Source organism: Bacillus xiamenensis (genome assembly GCF_001857925.1).
Lineage (GTDB): Bacteria > Bacillota > Bacilli > Bacillales > Bacillaceae > Bacillus > Bacillus xiamenensis.
The window spans coordinates 3,479,611-3,500,194 of the sequence record NZ_CP017786.1 but is presented as its reverse complement, the minus strand read 5'-3'; the positions used below and the strand labels follow the sequence as shown (position 1 = coordinate 3,500,194).

21 protein-coding genes and 1 pseudogene are annotated in these 20,584 nt (G+C 42.0%); 10 read left to right on the top strand and 12 right to left on the bottom strand.

Features of this window, described 5'->3' with window-relative positions:
• Positions 1 to 6: 6 nt before the first annotated feature.
• A pseudogene (locus BK049_RS17925) lies at positions 7 to 813 on the bottom strand (tyrosine-protein phosphatase).
• Positions 814 to 981: 168 nt separating this feature from the next.
• On the opposite strand from BK049_RS17925, the gene BK049_RS17920 reads away from it, so the two are divergent.
• Positions 982 to 1,734, top strand: a complete 753-nt coding sequence (locus BK049_RS17920; RefSeq protein WP_008360513.1) for a DeoR/GlpR family DNA-binding transcription regulator — start codon at positions 982 to 984, stop codon at positions 1,732 to 1,734.
• A 143-nt stretch (positions 1,735 to 1,877) separates the two neighbouring features.
• On the opposite strand, the gene BK049_RS17915 is transcribed toward BK049_RS17920, so the two are convergent.
• A complete protein-coding gene (locus BK049_RS17915) occupies positions 1,878 to 2,432 on the bottom strand; it encodes a hypothetical protein (RefSeq protein ID WP_008360515.1) in 555 nt (184 codons plus the stop codon).
• A 125-nt stretch (positions 2,433 to 2,557) separates the two neighbouring features.
• Here BK049_RS17915 and BK049_RS17910 point away from each other — a divergent pair, with 125 nt between their 5' ends.
• The 4 genes from BK049_RS17910 to BK049_RS17895 all read left to right on the top strand — a co-directional run bounded on the left by BK049_RS17910 (position 2,558) and on the right by BK049_RS17895 (position 6,826).
• A complete protein-coding gene (locus BK049_RS17910; RefSeq protein WP_071169097.1) occupies positions 2,558 to 3,691 on the top strand; it encodes a CdaR family transcriptional regulator in 1,134 nt (377 codons plus the stop codon).
• 65 nt (positions 3,692 to 3,756) lie between these two features.
• Complete coding sequence (glcD, locus tag BK049_RS17905; RefSeq protein ID WP_071169096.1) at positions 3,757 to 5,166, top strand: glycolate oxidase subunit GlcD; 1,410 nt, start codon at positions 3,757 to 3,759, stop codon at positions 5,164 to 5,166.
• The gene (locus BK049_RS17900; protein ID WP_071169095.1) at positions 5,163 to 6,491 is read left to right on the top strand and encodes a (Fe-S)-binding protein; all 1,329 of its coding nucleotides are present in this window, start codon (positions 5,163 to 5,165) and stop codon (positions 6,489 to 6,491) included. The genes glcD and BK049_RS17900 overlap by 4 nt, the downstream gene beginning before the upstream one ends.
• Positions 6,492 to 6,547: 56 nt before the next feature.
• Positions 6,548 to 6,826 (top strand): hypothetical protein, encoded by a 279-nt coding sequence (locus BK049_RS17895; protein ID WP_008360524.1) that lies wholly within the window; start codon positions 6,548 to 6,550, stop codon positions 6,824 to 6,826.
• Here the strand turns inward: BK049_RS17895 and BK049_RS19185 are convergent.
• On the bottom strand, positions 6,758 to 6,982 hold the full coding sequence (locus BK049_RS19185; protein ID WP_008360526.1) for a spore germination protein: 225 nt from the start codon (positions 6,980 to 6,982) through the stop codon (positions 6,758 to 6,760). The two genes, BK049_RS17895 and BK049_RS19185, sit on opposite strands and share 69 nt — an antisense overlap.
• Before the next feature lie 165 nt (positions 6,983 to 7,147).
• Between BK049_RS19185 and BK049_RS17890 the strand changes: the two genes are divergently transcribed.
• Positions 7,148 to 7,462, top strand: a complete 315-nt coding sequence (locus BK049_RS17890; protein WP_071169094.1) for a Ger(x)C family spore germination C-terminal domain-containing protein — start codon at positions 7,148 to 7,150, stop codon at positions 7,460 to 7,462.
• Here BK049_RS17890 and BK049_RS17885 read toward each other — a convergent pair.
• Entirely contained in the window at positions 7,459 to 7,689 is a 231-nt protein-coding gene (locus BK049_RS17885) for an excisionase family DNA-binding protein (RefSeq protein WP_071169093.1), read from the bottom strand. The two genes, BK049_RS17890 and BK049_RS17885, sit on opposite strands and share 4 nt — an antisense overlap.
• Positions 7,690 to 7,856: 167 nt before the next feature.
• Here BK049_RS17885 and BK049_RS17880 point away from each other — a divergent pair, with 167 nt between their 5' ends.
• Genes BK049_RS17880 through uptA form a run of 3 tightly spaced genes read left to right on the top strand, consistent with a single transcriptional unit; the run spans position 7,857 to position 9,806 of the window.
• A complete protein-coding gene (locus BK049_RS17880; protein ID WP_008360532.1) occupies positions 7,857 to 8,261 on the top strand; it encodes a GtrA family protein in 405 nt (134 codons plus the stop codon).
• 7 nt (positions 8,262 to 8,268) lie between these two features.
• Positions 8,269 to 9,150 carry a UTP--glucose-1-phosphate uridylyltransferase GalU gene (gene galU / locus BK049_RS17875; protein ID WP_008360534.1) on the top strand — a complete coding sequence of 294 codons (882 nt, stop codon included), beginning with the start codon at positions 8,269 to 8,271 and terminating at the stop codon, positions 9,148 to 9,150.
• A gap of 53 nt (positions 9,151 to 9,203) precedes the next feature.
• On the top strand, positions 9,204 to 9,806 hold the full coding sequence (gene uptA / locus BK049_RS17870) for an undecaprenyl phosphate transporter UptA (protein ID WP_008360536.1): 603 nt from the start codon (positions 9,204 to 9,206) through the stop codon (positions 9,804 to 9,806).
• Positions 9,807 to 9,844: 38 nt separating this feature from the next.
• Here the strand turns inward: uptA and BK049_RS17865 are convergent, their stop codons facing one another.
• Entirely contained in the window at positions 9,845 to 10,666 is an 822-nt protein-coding gene (locus BK049_RS17865) for a uroporphyrinogen-III synthase (protein WP_071169092.1), read from the bottom strand.
• Positions 10,667 to 10,807: 141 nt separating this feature from the next.
• Between BK049_RS17865 and BK049_RS17860 the strand changes: the two genes are divergently transcribed.
• On the top strand, positions 10,808 to 11,428 hold the full coding sequence (locus tag BK049_RS17860) for an acetate uptake transporter (protein ID WP_008360540.1): 621 nt from the start codon (positions 10,808 to 10,810) through the stop codon (positions 11,426 to 11,428).
• A gap of 38 nt (positions 11,429 to 11,466) precedes the next feature.
• Here BK049_RS17860 and BK049_RS17855 read toward each other — a convergent pair whose 3' ends face one another.
• From BK049_RS17855 to nirB, 7 genes are all read right to left on the bottom strand, one after another.
• Positions 11,467 to 12,486 carry an LLM class flavin-dependent oxidoreductase gene (locus BK049_RS17855; protein WP_008357275.1) on the bottom strand — a complete coding sequence of 340 codons (1,020 nt, stop codon included), beginning with the start codon at positions 12,484 to 12,486 and terminating at the stop codon, positions 11,467 to 11,469.
• 480 nt (positions 12,487 to 12,966) lie between these two features.
• Complete coding sequence (locus BK049_RS17850) at positions 12,967 to 14,334, bottom strand: MATE family efflux transporter (RefSeq protein WP_071169091.1); 1,368 nt, start codon at positions 14,332 to 14,334, stop codon at positions 12,967 to 12,969.
• Between the two features lie 18 nt (positions 14,335 to 14,352).
• A complete protein-coding gene (gene dacB / locus BK049_RS17845; protein WP_071169090.1) occupies positions 14,353 to 15,837 on the bottom strand; it encodes a D-alanyl-D-alanine carboxypeptidase/D-alanyl-D-alanine endopeptidase in 1,485 nt (494 codons plus the stop codon).
• A gap of 130 nt (positions 15,838 to 15,967) precedes the next feature.
• Positions 15,968 to 16,948: a pectinesterase family protein gene (locus BK049_RS17840; protein WP_071169089.1), complete on the bottom strand. Its 981-nt coding sequence runs from the start codon at positions 16,946 to 16,948 to the stop codon at positions 15,968 to 15,970.
• 89 nt (positions 16,949 to 17,037) lie between these two features.
• Positions 17,038 to 17,745 (bottom strand): DUF421 domain-containing protein, encoded by a 708-nt coding sequence (locus BK049_RS17835; RefSeq protein WP_174549243.1) that lies wholly within the window; start codon positions 17,743 to 17,745, stop codon positions 17,038 to 17,040.
• A gap of 60 nt (positions 17,746 to 17,805) precedes the next feature.
• Entirely contained in the window at positions 17,806 to 18,129 is a 324-nt protein-coding gene (gene nirD, locus BK049_RS17830) for a nitrite reductase small subunit NirD (protein WP_008357286.1), read from the bottom strand.
• Between the two features lie 26 nt (positions 18,130 to 18,155).
• The gene (gene nirB, locus BK049_RS17825; protein ID WP_071169087.1) at positions 18,156 to 20,567 is read right to left on the bottom strand and encodes a nitrite reductase large subunit NirB; all 2,412 of its coding nucleotides are present in this window, start codon (positions 20,565 to 20,567) and stop codon (positions 18,156 to 18,158) included.
• Positions 20,568 to 20,584: the final 17 nt, after the last annotated feature.

Sequence of the window (20,584 nt, the reverse complement as noted above, 5' to 3'; positions counted from 1 at the left end):
CTAAGTTTATTCTGAGGTTCGAAATGGAATGCCAGCAGATGGTGTAAGCAAGATGTTTTTCATTTGATGGAGCTGATCTTCCGGAACTTCGCATGCTTCGATTAAATATCGCTCTGCACTTCCATATGTCTCCATCATTTCTTTCAGCACATCCTCAAGATAATCCTTCTGCACACCGAGAAGCGGCTAGATTTGTTCTTTTGACACCCGGTATAAACTCATTATGCGAACAAATCTTTGCTGCCTTTTCACAAGCATCTGCACGCCTTCATTGGAGCGCATGTATTCATCTAAAACGGTATGAACCGAGACACCTGCTACTAATTGAATGAGCGCAGATAAAAAGCCTGTACGGTCCTTTCCGCTTGTACAGTGAAGCATGAGCGGATAATTTTCCTCATCTGACAGTATTGTGAACAATTGCTGAATCTCTTTTTTTCGCTCAGTGAGCATGCTTTGATATAAATATTTCATGATCGGCGTAAAGGATAGAGACCTTCCTTTTGTTGTCAGCATACGAAACATGCTCCATTTACTAGGCATCATACTGTCAGGCTGCATAGGGATATGAACAATTTTGTCATGTTCCTTGATCTTTGGTGGGTTTGATTTGCGTTCTGAGCTTGTCCGGAGGTCACAAACGGTTTGAATCCCAAGTGTTGAGAACGTGCATTTATCTTGTTTTGTGAGACGTGATAAATCTGCGGATCGATAAATCATGCCTTGTTTGATGACCATTTCATCCGTTGTTTGGAGTCCGCCGACTTCTCTAAAATTCGCAAGCTTTGAAAATTGTATGTTGGATTGATTCATAGGAGTGAAAATCCTTTCTATCCTCTTTTCTCTATCATACGCTTTTATGGAATATGAGAAAAGCTAAGCGAAAAAACCATTAAGCCTCCATATGGATCAGTGTCATCTTTTGCCTGAAATTATTGTTATAATAGAATCAGCATATTCGTATTGATTGGAGATTATAGCATGATAAAAACAAAACGTATTCAGCAAATAAAAGAGTATGTGTTTGACCGGGAATCTGCCTCTCTTGATGAGCTTGTGGCACATTTTGGCGTCTCAAAAAACACAATACGCCGAGATGTACAAGCATTGGTAGAATCCGGCGTGCTCAAAAAAGTCTATGGCGGCGTTGCTGTGAATCACTCAACTTTAGTCGTATATCAGGAGCGAAAGACGCGGCAGCTGAGTAAAAAACAATTGATCGGACAGGCCGCCGCCGCTTTTGTCGAACAGGGTGATATGATTTTTGTTGATTCTGGTACGACAACGCTTGAGATGCTTCCTTATTTGACAGAGAAACAGATAACTGTTGTGACAAATAACGTGGATTTCATTACGCAGGCCATGCCTTATGAAAATCTCACCATCTTTTCGACCGGCGGCATGCTAGAGAGAAAAACAAATTCTTTCGTTGGCTATCAAAGTGTAGAGCGTCTAAAAGCATACAATGTCAATAAAGCGTTTATTGCGTCAACTGGTTTATCCATTGATCATGGGGTCACGAATTCTTCCCCGCTTGAGACAGATATAAAAAAGACACTTGTTGAAAAAAACGCGAAAACCTTTTTATTAGTCGATGATAGTAAATTTGATCATTATGCTTTGACCACGTTTTGTGATTTAAAAGAAATAGACGTCGTCGTGACCAACGAGCAGCCTTCTAAAAATTATCTTCAATATGGAAAAGAGCATGATGTGAAGTTTGTCACGCCTTAGTTCATGCAAAAAAAGCCAAGAGCATTTTGGCTTTTTTCTTTTGCACAATGGTTGAAAAGGGAAATGCCGATTGGAGCCTTTGGGTGGGAAAAGCACCATTTTGCTATCAAAAAACGGCTCAGGAATTTGAGCCGTTTTTTGGTTCATTCATTTTCAAGCTGCAGGATCAAGTGGAATAAATAACGGTATACCGCTGAGATCGCATCAATAATAGGCGTATCTTCTTGGATGTTCTCAAGTTCAAGCAGCGGGATATTGATATCAAATAAGCCGTCTTGTCCATTAAATTGGAGCTGAGCACCATTTAATTCTGAGAGCATCTCTTTTAGTAATCCTGTATCTTTTTTAGGACGTTTCAATCCGAATAATGCGGTATACGTCTGAAATACTTCATCCCATTCTATGGCCAGTCCATCGACTTTCACCACATCAAACCATTTCGATTCGATATAAATGAATTCGTTTGGTTGTTTTTTTACATATGTAAGGGGTGTATTTAAAAAGGACACGGCTTCTGTTTGAATCATTTCCTCTGATTCCTTGTCCACACGCTCTATATAGCTATCGGCAAAGCGTGCTTCTTCTTTCATTTTTGCCCCTTCTAACGGCCAATTTTGACGTGCAGCTTCGGCATATTCAAAGTCTGTAAGCGCCTGCCCTTCTTTCAGTAAATCTTGTAAGCGATTTTGCAGTGACATGGCTGTATCTCCTTTCATCTACGTCATTTGCGTTTTTTATTTTAGCATAACACAGGAAAAGAAAGATATGCCTAAGCATATGATGGTATCATAGTGTAAAAAGAAACATCTCGGAGGGGACCGTTTTGCTCACAATGACACTGGCAGAAAAAATCGTAGACGAGATCAAAAAGGTACTGACGGAAGAAATCATCATCACACAACCAAACGGTACCATCATTGCCGCAACAGATCCAGCACGCATTGGTCAATTTCATGAAGGCGCATATGTCACGTCCTTTGAAGGGCAGAAACGAATCCTCACAAAGGATGACCAGCAGCATATGAAAGGCGTCAAAGCCGGCATCAATCTGCCTATTTATTTTAAGCAAGAGGTCATTGGTGTGATTGGGATGACAGGAGATCCTGTGCACGTGTCCCCTTTTGGCGACATTTTACGTAAAATGACAGAGCTGCTCATTCAAGAGCATGAATTCTTTCAAGAAACGGAAACAGATGAACGACAGCTTGAAGCGTTTGTGTTTGACTGGCTTCATCTGCCAGAGACAGCTGTTGATATCACTGAAAAGGCGCAGCGGCTGCATCTTGATGTCAAAAAGCAGCGTGCGGTGGTACTGATTGATTGTCAAGATGAATCGTTTATGAAGCAGGATCAATATCAAGTGATGAAGGACAAACTGCACCTCACGAGTCAGGAGATTATCGTGCGCTGGGGACATGCGCGGTTTTTGCTCATGCTGGAAACGACGTCTGGTGATCGTGATGCATTTCAGCAGCGCCTGTTCCGTATCCATGCTGCGCTCGCAGCCCTTTCTTCATCAAGAATGTTGATTGGTGCGGGGAAACCATCAGCTTCTCATGTCATGAAGCAGTCCTTTCATCAAGCCTTTCGCGCTTTAAAATTGGCGCATGCTGATACACCGATTGTATTTGATGAAGATTTGACACTTGAGCTTTTGATTGAGGAAATCAGTCAGGGAACGAAAGGTGTGTTTCTCGATCGAACGATTGCGCCCCTTCTCCCCTATTCTGAACTAGTGAAAACATTGCGGGTGCTCATAGCTTCTGATTACTCATTGAAACATACAGCTGAAGCCATGCATGTACATATTAATACACTGCATTACAGGTTAAAACGTATTCAGGATTTAACGACACTTGATCCAAAACGGATGCAAGATGCGATGCTCTTTTATTTGGCATTGATGCTGTTGGATGATGATACAAAGAAACCTATAAAAAAGCGCGATATTTTGTAGAATCGTCCATAGGCATGAGACGGTTCTTTTTTTATACTGAAAGAAACGAGTGGGAGTGATTGCACATGTTAGATTCAGAATTTTCAAATCAATTAAAAGACATTGTCGGTGCGTCTTATGTCCAAGACAGCAAGGCGGATCGTCTTGCCTACTCTTATGATGCGACACCAAATTTTCAACATATGCCAGATGCTATTGTAAGCCCTCACACAGCTGAGGAAGTGCAGGAAATCGTGCGGCTTTGCGCTCAATACAACGTGCCAATTGTGCCAAGAGGATCGGGTACAAATCTTTGTGCAGGAACATGCGCTGCTCAAGGCGGATTAGTCATTCTTTTCAAAAGAATGAACCAATTAATAGAAATAGACGAAGAAAACCTGACCGCAACGGTACAGCCTGGTTTGATTACGCAAGAATTCATTCGGCAAGTCGAGGAAAAAGGTCTCTTCTACCCGCCTGACCCAAGCTCGATGAAAATTTCCACATTAGGCGGAAATATTAACGAAAATTCAGGGGGGCTGAGAGGTTTAAAGTATGGGGTGACAAGAGATTACGTGCTTGGACTTGAAGTGGTTCTGCCAAATGGTGACATCATCAAAACAGGCGGGAAGCTGGCAAAGGATGTGGCTGGATATGATATGACTCGATTGTTCGTTGGTTCAGAAGGAACGCTCGGAATTGTCACAGAAGCCACGTTAAAGCTCCTGCCGCTTCCAGAAACGAAACAAACGATGCTTTGTTTATACGAAAGCCTAGAAGAAGCCGCTACTTCTGTTTCAGCTATCATTGCTGAGCGCATTATTCCTGCTACATTAGAATTCATGGATCAGCCGACCCTTGCAGTCGTTGAAGATTTTGCAAAAATCGGCCTGCCTACTGATGTTCAGGCAGTGTTATTAATCGAACAGGACGGCATCCCTGAGGCTGTTTCACGTGATATCAAAAAAATGGCTGAAGTCTGTCAGCGGCATGGGGCAAAAAGCGTCAATATCGCCCGCTCTGAAGAAGAGGCAAGTGCGCTCTTAACGGCGAGACGCTCCGCTTTATCTGCCCTCGCCCGGCTCAGCCCGACCACTATTTTAGAGGATGCCACCGTTCCTCGTTCTGAAATTGCCAACATGGTTCGAGCGATTGAAGAAATTGCTCAAAAATACGACGTGACTATTTGTACATTTGGGCATGCAGGTGATGGGAACTTACATCCTACTTGTGCAGCAGATGCAAGAAATGAAGAAGAAATGAAACGTGTAGAAGCAGCCTTTCAGGCCATTTTTGAAAAAGCCGTTGCACTTGGCGGCACCATTACGGGTGAACATGGCGTAGGTCTCATGAAAGCGCCCTATTTGGAGCTGAAGGTCAAAAAAGAAGGAATTGCTGCGATGAAAGCGATCAAACAGGCGCTAGACCCTGCTCATATCATGAATCCTGATAAAGTGTTTGGAAAATCAACAAGAAAGCGGGTGGTGGTCTCATGAGTCAAAAAGAGATTCAGCAAAAATTCCAGCAGCAAATGGATGAAAAGGAACTGCTCAACTGCATGCGCTGTGGCTTTTGCCTGCCTTCCTGCCCTACCTATATTGAATCTGGGCAACAAGAAACACACTCTCCCCGGGGACGAATTGCGTTAATGAAGGCGGTCAGAGACGGTATCATTGAACCTGATGAAGATGTTGAACACTCCCTCAATCTCTGTCTCGGCTGCCGGGCATGTGAACCGGTCTGCCCTTCAGGCGTCAAGTATGGGCGGTTACTGGAAGATGCAAGAGACATCATTCAGCAGCATAAACCACAATCGTTACCCGTCAAATTGATGAGGCGCATGGTGTTTAAAGGTCTCTTCCCTTCACAAAGCCGTATGCGGAAAGCAGCTGGCCTTCTTCGATTTTATCAAACATCTGGTCTGCAAACGGCCGCCCGCAAGACTCGCATGCTAAAGGTGCTTCCCTCACATTTACAGCTGATGGAACAGGCGCTTCCAAAGGTGCCGTCTCAAAAGAAAAATCGTTTGAATGAATATAAAGCCATTGGTCCAGTAAAAAAACGGGTGGCCTTTTTTTCCGGCTGTTTAATGGATACGGTTTTTTCCAGTACAAATGAAGCGACGATTCAGCTCCTTCAGCTCGCAGGCTGCGATGTTATCGTTCCTCCTATCCAGACGTGCTGCGGAGCGCTTCATGGTCATAGCGGAGAAAAGGACCAAGCGAAACAGTTAGCCAAGCGGAATATTGAAGCATTTGAGGAAACGGATGCTGAAGCCATTGTCATGAATGCGGGCGGCTGCGGCGCCTTTTTAAGTGATTATGGTCATTTGCTGAAGGATGATCCAGCTTTTCAAAAACGAAGTGAGGCCTTTTCGCAGAAGATAACAGATATATCCACCATCCTTGTAGAGCTAAAGTTTCACCGCCACGCGCCATTGGCCTTACCAGAGCAGGTCATCACCTACCAAGACTCTTGTCATTTACGGAATGGAATGGGTGTAGATAAGGCGCCGAGGGTACTTATGAAAGCCATTGAAGGTGTGACGTTGAAAGAAATGAAACATGCAGATCGCTGCTGCGGTTCAGCAGGCATTTACAACATTTTGCAACCAAAAATGTCGATGCAAATTTTAGATCATAAGATGATGGAAGCAAATCAAACAGCAGCGACAGCGATTGTTACATCTAATCCAGGCTGTCAGCTGCAAATGGCGGCAGGCGTCAAAAAGTCAGGACATGCGCATGACATGAGGGCTGTTCATCTAGCTGACTTTTTATTAGAAGCCGTTCAATATGGAAAAAAAGCGTCTAGTTCATGAAGTCTTCACACAATTGGTTGGATAATAGAGGGAAATCGCGGAAGGAGATGGTTCAAGTGCTGAAGAAAAACACCTCACAGCCAAGCGACCCGAATTCAGTATTTGAGGCATTATCCCGTTCGGCAGATTTTACAAATGAACGGTCTCATGCGCAAGATGTCTACTATCGGATTTCTTATTTTCGCTCATTAATCAATGGAAACCTTCTCCATGAACAGATTCTTCCCCTTATCAAACAAACAAATGGGCTTCAAACATTAGAAAAATTAAAAGAACGAATTCCAAAGGAAGCAAGAAGCTGCAATCCACAACATGTTGTAATCTTCCATTGTTGAAAAATACTCTAGAAGAATGGTCGGTGCAAGCAGGCTATACGGAGAGCCATCGACCATAATAGCAATTTTCCCTTCGGTTATTCCTGAAGAAACACGGTCTGGTCGTTCTGTATTTAAAAACAATGGGAAGATCGTATTGGACACGTCATAGAGCATTTGAACAAGATAATTCGCATCCAAAATTTAATCATAATTGATCTCTTCAATTCGCTGAATGACCGTCTCGATATTATCAGGATCCCGTGTGTCTTATCAAATACGAAAAACAGAGCGTTTGAGAAGAAAGCCTAAAATAACGATCACGATCAAGCTCAAAGGTGAATGAAAAGAATTCATGAAATCGAAAAAATTGATAGACCCGCTATTTTACAGCACGTTGGAAAAGAAGTGGAAAAACGTGTCGCACGGCAAGGAGATGAGCTTGTTCAGTTCTTTAAAAAACAAAAAATTGATCCGCTTGGCCTTGGTTTAAAGTATCGCTCTAAAGATAAAGCCATGACACCGGAGAAATGGCAAAGCATCTACCCTGATGCAGATGTTCAAGTCAAATGCCAGATGAAGATTGTCCAAACAGGAGTGAGTCAATATAAAAGACTGTATGAAAAGGTTCTTCCTTTCTCATACAGTCTTTTTTAATCTTCATCTTTGACGTCGGGGTCCTCAGGAATCGGTTCATTTAAGATTTCTTGGATGAGCTCTTTATATTGCTTTAGCTGCTTCATATGGGTTTGAAACTGTCCTTGATAAATCAAATATGATTCTCCGTCGAATACGTAACGGATCTTTTTTTGCTGCATTAATTTTTCAATATACGCTTCTGATACTTCGAGGTATTCAGCTGTTTCAGCAATTGTTAAATACATGAATGTGCACCACCGTTTGTTTTATCTCACAAATTATATCACGAGCTGGTGAAAAAACGGATTTAGTCTGTTCATGTTTTTTTCATCTTTTCTTCACTGATTCGTCAACTCGTTTTTGTACAGTAGTTATACACCCACTCAAACACTAGGAGGTGACGGTCCTTCACATGACAAAGAGAAACATTCGGACCTATGCGGCATTTTCAATCGTAGGCGTCAGCAATACGCTGATTGATTTTATTATCTTCTTTTTTCTCACTGCCTGCCTTGTCCCCTCTTTTCTTGCACAGTGCCTTTCCTATACTGCAGGAATGCTGAACAGTTATATTTGGAATCGAAAATGGACGTTTCAAGTGAAAAAGAAAGCTGATAAATGGGAATGGATCAAATGGATCACTGTCAACGGGGCAGCGTGTCTCCTTACTTATGTTGTCTTATATGTCACGCAGCTAGCAGGTTTCTCATTATTCATCAGTAAAGCAGTTGGCACCCTAGTGGGCCTTATGATCACTTTTACTGGAAGCCGCATTTGGGTTTTTCAAACAGAAAGTAAACCATCAGAAATGGAGTGATGATTCAATGAACATCAAAAAAGCCGTTATACCAGCAGCAGGATTAGGTACACGTTTTTTACCAGCTACTAAAGCACAGCCCAAGGAAATGCTACCTATTATCGACAAACCCGCTATTCAATACATAGTAGAGGAGGCTGTTCAATCTGGAATTGAAGATATTCTCATTATTACAGGAAGGAATAAAAAATCTATTGAAGATCACTTTGACCGCTCGATTGAGCTTGAACAAAATTTGCTCGAAAAAGGGAAAAAGGAACAACTGGCTGAAATCAAGCATATTGCAGATATGGCCAATATTCATTATATCCGCCAAAAGGAACCTTTAGGCCTTGGACATGCGGTATTATGTGCACGTCATTTTACCGGAAATGATCCTTTTGCGGTTCTTTTAGGGGATGATGTGATGGTATCAGAAAAGCCAGCTCTCTCTCAGCTCATGGAAGTCTATGAGGAGAAACAAAGAGAGGTCATTGGTGTTCAGCAAGTGGATCGTCTAGATGTCAACAAGTATGGTATGATAAGACCAGCTAGAGTAGACGGTCAAGTGATTGAAGTCACAGACTTGGTGGAAAAGCCAGCTATTCATGAGGCGCCTTCCGATTTAGCCGTGATGGGCAGATACATTCTCACCCCGTCAATTTTTTCAGTTTTAGAAAAAATTGAGAGAGGTGCCGGTAACGAAATACAGCTGACAGATGCTCTGAGATTCATTGCACATCAATCCCCTATTTATGCAAAACAATTAGATGGCATGAGGTTTGATGTCGGCGATAAACTTGGCTCTTTTAAGGCAGCGGCCGAAATTGGATTAATGCGTCATGATATGCGGTCAGCCATGCTAGCATATATGCAAAGCATACTCATGAGAGAAGCAAAACAAGCATAAGCTCTTATCAGGATGCTTGAAGAAAATTCGTATTTAAAGGCAGAGTGAAATGAATGGGAACCTTGTTTACTGAAATTTTAACCTGGCTGACCAGCCTTGGTTACGCAGGTGTTGCACTTGGACTTATGATTGAAATTATTCCAAGTGAAATTGTCCTTGCCTATGGCGGATATATGGTGTCAACAGGCACCATTGGTTTTGTTGGAGCTGTCATTGCTGGAGTCATTGGAGGAACGCTTGCCCAGTGCTTTATTTACTGGATTGGTCTTTACGGCGGGAGACCTTTTTTAACAAAATACGGGAAATATTTATTCATCCACGAGCATCATATTGCTACGGCAGAGCGCTGGTTTGACCGCTATGGAACAGGTGTCGTGTTTACAGCACGATTTATCCCTGTTGTGCGCCATGCGATCTCGATTCCAGCTGGTATTGCCAAAATGCCATTTTTCAAATTTGTTCTCTTGACAGGACTAGCCGCCATCCCTTGGTCCATCCTATTTATTTATCTCGGTATGCAGCTTGGGACAAAATGGGATCATATTCAAAGTGTTGCTCACGCTTATACAACGCCGATTATGGCCATTGCCATCGTCCTCATCGTTCTGTATTTCGTACTGAAAAAAATTCGCACGAATCGAAAACGGACAATCTAACGAAAACGCCTTCCACACATATTGTGAAAGGCGTTTTTTTATGAGTGTGTCGATTGTTTTTTCATATATTGGGATAATTCCATAATCATTGCACCCATTCTCTCAAGTGACGGGGTAAGAATGCGGTTGACTCCATCTTCTTTTAAACCTTCAGCTGTGACTTTTCCGACAGCGACAGCCAATACATGTTGCTCGAATAAAGCTTGCAATTCTTCTTTTCTGCCCCATTCTGCTGCTATCTTGAAAAAAGCATGAACCTGGACAGCGGTCGTAAAACAAACAGCATGGACCGTTCCTTCTTTCATTTCTTGAAGCAGCGTTTCAGCAACCTCTGGTTCAGGAGGCGTGTGCTGATATGGCAGCAGCTGCAAAACATCTGCTCCCTTGTCATGTAAAAACTGGATGAGAGCTGGCGCGTTTTCACCGTGAAGCTGCACCATAACACGCTTGCCTTGAAACTCTTTGTCTTCAAGCTTTGAAATGAGGTCACGAACGGTTCCATCTTCATCAGAAACATCTGGCTGAATTCCGCGTTTTTTTAGAGCCGCAAAGGTTTTGTACCCTCTGGAAGCGATGTGCGCGTTTGATAAAATGTTCATAAAAGCGTCTCCAAGCTGCAGCTCTTCTGCACTTTCAATTAATGTTTCTGTGCCAATTCCCGTTGTTAAAATCACCCAGTCAGATCCCTGCTTCACAAAGGTTTCAATCCCCGGCTTTAACTCTTCTTTGGCTAAAAATACAGTTCCTTGAAGAGAACGAATAACGGCTTGTCCTCCTTGCTTTTCAACAAGTGTACGCATTTCTTCAGTTTTTCTCGTTCCACAAATGGCAATGGTTTTTCCAGCTAAGCCTTTACTCATTCTATCCCTCTTTTTCTATCACAAGTATATGTATTAAATATAGATTGATTTGGAAGACCATGCAAGTGTCTACTAAAAAAGAGCTTGACGTTTCTATCGAATTCGAGTATCTTTTGTAAGTGCAAATTGTAGGAGGTCATGATGGAAAAACAGAATGTTCAAGCAATTCGATTATCAATTGCAGACCCAACACCACTTGGTTTGTTTGGTTTAGCAATGGTGACGCTTGTTGCGTCCTCTCAAAAATTAGGAATGACAGATGGCACTTCCCTTATCTTACCTTGGGCTATCTTCCTTGGAGGAATCGCGCAACTCATCGCGTCCATACAAGATTCAAAGCATCATAATATTTTTGGAGCGACTGCTTTTGGGGCGTTCGGCCTTTTTTGGATGGGTGTTGGAACCACTTGGCTCATTCAAGCTGGCGTTTTTGGGAAAACGCTTGCGGGAGCTGCTGATCCAAAACAATTAGGTTTTGCTTTTATTGGTTATTTAATTTTCAGCTTATTTATGACGATTGGTGCAATGGAAACACATAAAGTGTTATTTATGATTTTCGTCTTTATTGATTTCTTATTCATTGGCCTTTCCCTTAGCTCGTTTGGTGTGATGTATGATGTGACTCATATGATGGCTGGAATTGCAGAATTGATCATTTCCCTGCTTTCATTTTATGGTTCTGCAGCTGTTGTACTGAATACCCATTTTGGGCGGATCGTACTGCCAGTTGGCCAGCCATTTCGCATTTTTACAAAAGCATAAATAAAAAAGAACTGCTCTTTGCAGTTCTTTTTTGATGCTTATTTTTCTTGTTCCTCTTGAAAGATATCCGCAATGATTTCATAAGAACGCATTCTTTCTTGATGGTCATACATATCAGAATTAATCATCACTTCATCTGCTTGCGTCGCTTCAATAAAGGCTTCCAATTCTTTTTTCACCTTTTGTTTATCCCCAATGATCGTTGAGCTTAATTGTTCGTCAACCATCGCCTTCTCATATGGACTCCACAGCCCATCCATACTTTCAACAGGGGCCTTTAGTTTTCCTGGTGTATTGCGAATGAGACTCAAAAACCGCTGATAATGAGAGGTCGCCAAATATTCAGCCCGCTCTGTTTGATCAGCAGCAATGACTGTCACACCAACCATGGCATAAGGCTCTTTTAACACATCAGAAGGTTGGAATGATTGTCTGTACAACTCTAAAGCAGGAATGGTATTTTTAGGTGAGAAATGTGCCGCAAAGGCAAAAGGCAGTCCAAGTTCTCCTGCAAGCCTTGCGCTAAATCCGCTTGAACCAAGAAGCCAAATCGGAATATCTAATCCCTCTCCAGGAACGGCTCTTACATGTTTTTTGACCTGACCTGCCGGTTTGAAATATTGCCGAAGCTCTTCAAGCTGCTCCGGGAAATCTTCTCCATGATGAAGATTTCGTCTGAGAGCTCTTGCCGTTAATTGATCCGTCCCTGGTGCCCGGCCAAGACCTAAATCAATTCTCCCCGGATACAATGTCTCCAGTGTTCCAAATTGCTCTGCAATGACAAGTGAAGAGTGATTTGGAAGCATAATCCCGCCAGAACCCACGCGGATTGTTTTGGTGCCACCAGCAATATATCCAATCAAGACAGACGTTGCTGAGCTCGCAACCCCTTCCATGTTATGGTGTTCTGCCAGCCAATATCTATGATAGCCCCACTTCTCTGCCTTTTTTGCTAAATCCATACTATGCTCAAAAGATTCTTTAATGGTGCCGCCTTCTGTCACAGAGGATAAATTTAAAACGGAATATGCTTTGCCCTGTAAACTTGATTGACTCATAAATGATGTCCCCATTTCTGTCATAAATCATACTAGTTTTATCCTTTCAACACCATAACATAAAACCATTTAACTTTTAAATGATTTGATTCGATGATTGTCGAAATGATAATTTTTCTAGGTCTCACTTCCAATTGGAGCAATGACACATAGAATCAAATATCCATTTTAAGAGCCGAGACATGTGTACAATCCGTTCGTTTTTTGCTATGGCAAATAGGTCATACATCCGTTAGGGCCTTTGTTTCTCAAAGTGATTTCATTGTCAGATGAGACTAAGCACAGTCCATATTCGGTCAAACGATTTTTCAACTCGTTTGCAATGGAACAAAAGCTTTCCCGCGTCAGCATTTACATATCAGGTCCGTCATCAAAGAAGTCACCGGTATGCGTTCACTTCTTTGATTCAAAAACATAGCAGACCAGACCTCCTAAAAAGTAATAGGTCTGCGTCAGTACATGCCAAATGATATCTTCACCTTATGATTGAACAAGCGCAACAATCTGTTTTTTCTTCCATACCAATCGATAATAGCCGTATTGAAGTAATAAGTTTACAAAAAAAGCTGCAGGATAGCCTATCCAAATTCCTTTGATCCCAAGTGATGTATAGTGTGACAGCACATAAGCAACTGGTACTTCAACAAGCCAAATGGAACAAATACTAAAGATGGTCGGCCATAGAACGGTTCCGCTTGCTCTCATTGTGGCTGCAACGATTTGCGCCGTTCCAAAAATGAGATAGCTCCATAGCGTAATAACGACCAGACTATAGGCGATGTCAATTGTGGCAGGCTCTGTTAAAAAGATGGATAAAATTTGCGGTGCAAATATATAAACGAACAAGATGATCAATCCGCCTATGGCAAAGTTTAATCCCAGCCCAATTTTAATGACATCTTTTAAACGATTCATATTTCCTGCGCCAATGAATTGTGCTGCGAAGATAGAAACTGCAATTCCTAGGCTCACTGCCGGCATCTGTACGTAACTGACGACTTGATTGACAACGCCGTAGGCTGCGGTCGCCTGTGATCCATAATCGTTGACAAAAGAAATGACAGCAATTTCGGATAAAGAAATGAGAATCATATTAATACTTGAAGGGATACTTAACTTTAATAGCGTTTTTAATAAATCCCCTTTCATCAATAAATGCTTTCTAACCGACGCATCAACGCGCAGCGGGTGCTTTGTTTTATAAAGATAGATATGCAGAATGATAAACGTAACAATTGTAGAAATGACAGAGGAATACGCAGCGCCATACAAACCAAAAGCCGGAAGCCCGAGCCAGCCGAATAATAAAATCGGCAAAAGTAAAATATTTGTTCCCGTACTAATCATTAAGAAATAAAAAGGCGTTTTTGAATCTCCTGTTCCTCGTAAAAAGGTCGTATAAACAAAGTAAAGAAATAAGATTGGCATTGAGATGAATAGAATTCTGGCATATGCAGTACTTTCCTCGATAATATTGGCAGGAGTTCCCATCAAATGTAAGATATCTGCTGCAAAAAAACCTCCAATGATAGCTAAAATAAGCCCCGTTAGAAAAGTGAATGAAAGCGTTGTTCCTATTATTTCCTTTAATCTCTGTTCATTTTTTGCTCCATATGCTTGTCCAATCAGGATCGAGCTCCCTGATCCAATCCCAATGGAAAAAGAAACGAGTAAAAAGAAAAGCGGAAAGAATGCAGAAATCGCAGCTACTGCATCCTCTCCAATCCATCTGCCGACAAGTACAATGGACACAAGCTGCCCGATTGATTGTAAAATATTGCTCAATAAAAGTGGAATCAAAAAGATGGACATGGTTTTTACCAAAGATTGTTGATTATCTAACATCATGATGCTCCCCTTCTCTGTCTAAAGATCCTCGGCTAAGATGCTCACAATGCGGTCTTCTATGACTTTCCCTTTTTCGTCATCAACGAGATGATTGAATAAGATCGAAAAAGCAAGTGTCTTTCCGCGTTGTGTTTCAATATATCCAGAAAGTGTGCTAACAGTTGATAATGACCCTGTTTTCGCACGTACTTTCTCAAGTGTGGCTGGTTCTTTCAATCTGTTTCTTAATGTACCTCCCACCATACGCTCACTTGCCCCTGCTAACGGAAGCGCATTTACATAGGTTTTAAACCATTTTTCCTTTTGAATGTTTGTCAAAAAGAGAGTGAATTGATTTGCAGAGACAAGGTTAATCGGTGATATGCCTGATCCGTCTCTTAACACAGTGAGTGATGGATCTATGCCAAAGGCAGGAAGGCGTTCATTGATCACGTCCAGCCCTTTTTCAAAACTTCCTTTATTCTTTACCCGCTTACCAAGTTCCTTTAACAGAATTTCTGCATGCGTATTGTTGCTTAATTTCATCATGGGAACAAGCAGTTCTGATAAAGGCATTGATGAATGAGAAGCGATTTTTTTTGCTTTTTTAGGAACTTGTTTTGTTGTGAGTGGTCCGTTCAGCTGAATCCCCTCAGCCTTTAGGGCACGTTTCATTAAATCTAAGGCATAGGTTGCCGGTTCCCATAATGCAACCCATTGTCTAGATGAACTTGCATTTAGCGGAATAGTCCCAGTCAGCGTAATCTCGTTTGTGCCGTGAGAACGTTTAAAAGATATTTTCTTTTCCCCGCCTTCTGGAACGGTTTTTACTCGGTTGATGACTTGAGCAACATCAGTCTTTGGGATTATGTCATAGCCGGCCTTCTGCCCCTGCTTCTTTCCAGGCTTTACTTCGAGAATGATGGTTCCTGCATCATAATCTTGATTCGGTGAAGCTGTGAGAGCAGATATTTGTGCGCCGTAATATTGATCCTCATCACTCCATGGAAGATCAATGGAATATCTCGTGTCATCAAACCAAGTATCATCTGCTGCAAGCTGTCCACGAATTGTATGTATTCCAGCCTTTTTGACTTGCTTAGCTAAAGCAGCAAAATCGTTCTCTAACAATGTCGGGTCTCCAGTGCCTCGGAGATAAAGGTTGCCATGTAATGTGTGCTTTTGAATAGAACCATCCATCCAAACGTCTGTAGGAAATGTGTGGTTTTCACCCAGTATATCGAGGGCGATGGCTGATGTGAGTAGTTTCATATTAGAAGCAGGAGTAAGACGGATGTCAGCTTGATGTTCATAAAGTAGAGAGGTGTCAGAAGTATCACGGACGCTGATGCCAGAGATAGCACCCTCCAAATCAGGCGCTGTGCGAATAAGTTCGTCTAAAGCTGTTATCCATTTGGATTGGTCATCACGAGCCGTTAGTTGTTCGTTTTTCATTGAAAAAGGGAGAAATAAAATCGACAACATGCATAATTGTAAAAACATGAACTGTGAGAAACGTTTCACGCAATCCCTCCTTTTTAGAGAAGCAGCCAAATTTAGAAGATTATGTTCATTATACACAAAAGAACATTTGTTCTCAAAGGTTTTTTAAACAGAAAAGTCAGCTTTCTTTGACGAAAACTGACAAGCTCCTTTACCTTTTTTCTGGATTCCAGCTATCGGCTCCGCCAAGTACGGCTTGAACGGTGATTTGACTTGCTTCGTTATTGCTTAAAATCGTTGACCATTTTACCCGCTGAGTCAAATTGCTCCCTGCCCCCGTCGATCCATACTCTTGATATCTTGCCGTTTTTTCATTGTCACGGTTATTCCAATTATGCCATCCCTCTGCTTTTATATGATCATCCATTATTGTATGGAGAAACGTGACAGCAGAATGAGGTCTCCACGGACGGCCTAAATAAACAGATTGAGCAGCAGCTGTTCCCTTTTTTAACGTCGAATTGATGAAAACGTATCCGTACCTTTGCGCTTCTGTTGTGGATGCTGCAGTAATATATCCATTTCCAAGGCTTTTTATTTCAGCTCTTTTAAATACAGCGGTTGCTGAACCAAAAATGAAATCAACCGTGCCCTCGATATAGCAGTTTTCGTAATATTGCCTGCCTGTACCTGTTGCATAAAGCGTGTCTTGATAGCCAAGGACACGTACTTGTTTAAACGCAGCGCGGTCTCCTGACACATAAAGGGCAACTGCCTGCCCTGCATTTCTGCCAGCTGTATTTTGAAAGGTGATGTTCTCTGCATAAAAGTCGTTTGAACGAATCATTGTACTTGAGCTATTGGTTGTGCTCCCAGTGCTTGCATTTGTATCATCATACGTCAGAATGGTATTGTACTGATTTTCTCCGATAAAGGACACGTGCGGTTTATTTTGCGGAAGGAGAATCTTTTCTTTATACACACCATTTTTAATATATATCGTTGTTTGCTGCTGATTGTTCACTGGTATCGCATCAATGGCGGATTGAACCGTTCGAAATGACCCATTTCCCTTTTGATCGACCACCAGAACACGGTTTGTTTGATTCTTGTGTTCAGCTGCTTCAAGTGAAGCTGGGGCCAAAAGGAATAAAGACAATACGATCACAAGCAGTAGTTTTCCATACTTCATCCCACATCTCCTCCTTATTTTGTGAACGTTTTCATTGAAACATTCTTTTTGATCTTATTCATGTTCTAACTAAAAAAACACCCACCGCGTTATGTTGTGGATGTTTTTTCAGATTTCTCATATTTCATCGCATAAATTCCTTCATTTTCAATCCATTCACAGAAAAGGACATCTTGATAAGAGGAAATGTGCTTCGATTTCAGTTGCTCACGCAGCCATGACTCATCAAATCCAGCTTCCTGTAAGTCTTTTCTTAAGATTTCCCCGTCGATAATAAAGGTTCTAGGCAGTTTGACTTCTTTACCTTTCACGTTCACATCTTCGGCTGTCGCTGGTGCGTATTTCATTTTCGGAAGCACACTGACAGAACCGTCTGTTTCTAAAATCGCATATTCAATTTCGTGAAGAGCAAAATGCCCCTTCGCCCTGATAAGCGTTTGCAGTTGATTTAAATCCAGCATGTTTTTCTTTAAGCGTTTGTAGTGAATCTTTCCTTTATCGATAACAAGGGTCGGTCTTCCTTCTAAAAAGGAACGAACCGATTTAAACTTTTGCGAGAGCCATTCAACTGTGTATATTAAAACCCCCCATACCGCAACAGCAAAAAGAATATGCAGAATGCTAACTTCTGGATCGAAGATAGCATTACCGACCATTTCCCCTAAAATGAGTGCAGAAATAAAATCAAACGGCGTGATTTGAGCAAATTGGGTTTTCCCTAATAGTTTTGTAATGAAAAATAAAGCAAAAAATCCGATGAAGAGTTCAATCAAAATATTAAAAAATGGCACAAGCATACCTTCCTTTCTGACTGCATGTATCTACAGCATGTACATGAAAGGAAGGTTCTAAACCATTTATGAAGGCAGTAAAATAAAGACGTCGTCTCCCTCAACGAATGTTTCATAAGTTTTGACGCACCCATGATCTGGTGCTTGAACGTGACCTGATGAAAGATCGATTTTCCAATCATGCATCGGACAGAACACATGATCTCCGCTCACCATTCCCTCGGCTAATACGCCGCCTTTATGAGGACAACGATTTTCAATGGCTTTGAACTGCTTGTTAGAGGTTTGAAAAACAGCTAATTCAAGTGTACCGGCTGCGACGGTTTTCCCTAGCTTCATCGGGAACTCTGATATAGTACCAATGTGAACTTTTACCACTGGAATTGACATCTGATCTCCTCCTTTCAATTCATTGATTATACGGAAGCTGTAGCTTTATGAAACAGTTGTCTTGTTTCTTGTTGGTTCTCCCGAAGCTCCTGCCAAGGCTCTTTATAGGTTGAAAGAGCGATGTCCATTCTTTCGATTAATGCTGCACGTTTTTCGTCATCTAGCAGAACCGACTGAATATGATCCAATCCAAGCCGTTCAACCCAAGCGGATGTTCTTTCTAAATAATTTGCTGTTTCCCTGTAATATTGAAGGTAAGCTGCGGCCATTTGTTCTACTTCTTCTGCTGTTTTTACCTTCATTAATAAGTCTCCAGCTCGTAAATGGGTGCCCCCATTCCCGCCTGCATACAATTCAAATCCCCCATCAATCCCTACGATGCCGAGATCTTTAATCCCAGATTCTGCACAGTTTCTAGGGCATGCGGACACGGCCATTTTGACTTTGTGTGGTGTAGCAAGACCTTCGAATTTCTTTTCAAGTGCAATTCCAAGAGAAATAGAGTCCTGCGTTCCGAACCGGCAAAATTGTTCTCCGACACATGTTTTGACGGTTCTTAATGATTTTCCGTAAGCATAACCGGACGGCATATTCAGATCAGCCCATACTTTTGGTAAATCTTCTTTTTTTACACCTAAAAGGTCGATACGCTGACCGCCAGTCATTTTCACAAGGGGGATCTCATATTTGTCGACGACATCTGCTATTTTTCTCAGGTCATTTGCATTTGTGACGCCTCCGTACATACGCGGAACAACTGAATAAGTGCCATCATTTTGTATGTTGGCATGCATACGTTCATTCACAAATCGTGAACTTTTTTCATCTTTGTAGTCAAGTGGATGAATCATACCTAAATAGTAATTCAGTGCAGGCCGGCACTTTGAACAGCCTTCTTCTGTTTCCCAATCAAGTACATTCATCACTTCTTTGACATGCTGCAAGCCTTTTTCTTTTATTTCATGAAGCACTTCATCTCGTGATAAGGTGGTGCAGGCGCAAATGGTTTCTTTATGCGCTGTGCGGTTCGCATCATCGCCTAAGGTGTGCCATAAAATCTCTTCGACAACAGCTTGACAGCCCCCGCATGATCGAGAGGCACTTGTACATTGCTTGACTTCCTGAATCGTAGATAAGCCTTCTTCCTGAATGGCCTGTACAATCTGCTCTTTTGATACACCATTACAGCCGCAAACGATATGGTCGTTTGCCATGCCCTCAATCGTGCTTTCTTGCGCCAGATTATTTGATGTTAAGATGGATACCTTCTCCATATCCGACATATCTACCCCTTCTCTAATGTAGGAGAATAATCGAGGTCCATCACTTGTTTCTCCGAACAACACAGCGCCTACTAATCGATTTTGCTGGAAAACTAGTTTTTGATAAATGCCTTGTTGTTCGTCAAAAATCTTAATCGCTTTTTTCTCATCGTTTTCTATAAAATCACCAGCTGAAAACACGTCAACTCCTGATACTTTCAGCTGTGTCGATAGAACAGACCCTTCATACGGGGCCGGGCTCATTTCACATACATGCTTTGTGAGCACGTTTGCTTGGTCGTATAAAGGAGCGACAAGTCCGTACGTTTGTCCCCTGTGCTCTGCACATTCACCGACTGCATAGATTCGAGGGACACTTGTTTCCATATAATCATTAACGATAATGCCCCGGTTCACAGCAAGACCACTTGTTTCTGCGAGCGTTTTATTTGGTTTAATTCCGGCTGCCATGACCACCATATCTGTCTCGAGCGTGGAGCCATCTGAGAAGATTAACCCCTCAACTCTTCTATCTCCTAAAATCTCATTTGTCTGTTTTCCTAGCAGGAAGCTCATGCCCTGTTTTTCTAATTCCTTTTGAAGAAGCTGCCCTGCAATTGGATCTAGCTGACGGTCCATCAAATGAGAGCCGAGGTGAATGACAGTCACTTCCATCCCTAAGTTTAATAAACCACGTGCCGCTTCAAGCCCAAGAAGCCCGCCCCCAATGACGGCTGCTTTTTTATACTTGGTGGAGGCACTTATCATTTCCTCAGTGTCTTGCAATGTACGAAAGGCTGTGACCCCTTTTTTATCACTCCCCGGAATTGGCAGGATGAATGGAAGTGAACCTGTCGCTAAAATCAAACGGTCATATTGCACGATCCGCCCTTGATCACTTATCACTGTTTGATTGTCTGTATCGATTGTCACAATGGTTTCATTTGTAAACAGTTGAATATGATGTTCCTCGTACCAATTCCAATCGTTTAACGTAATATCATCTGCATTCGTATCCCCTTGCAGAACCTTTGATAAAAGAATCCGATTATAGTTAGGATGCGGCTCAGTTCCAAATACAGTCATGTCAAATCGTTCGTTGTCTGTCTTTATAATGTTTTCAAGCGTTCGGATGCCAGCCATACCATTCCCTACTAATACGAGTTTTTCTTTCATGAAAAACACCCCTCATG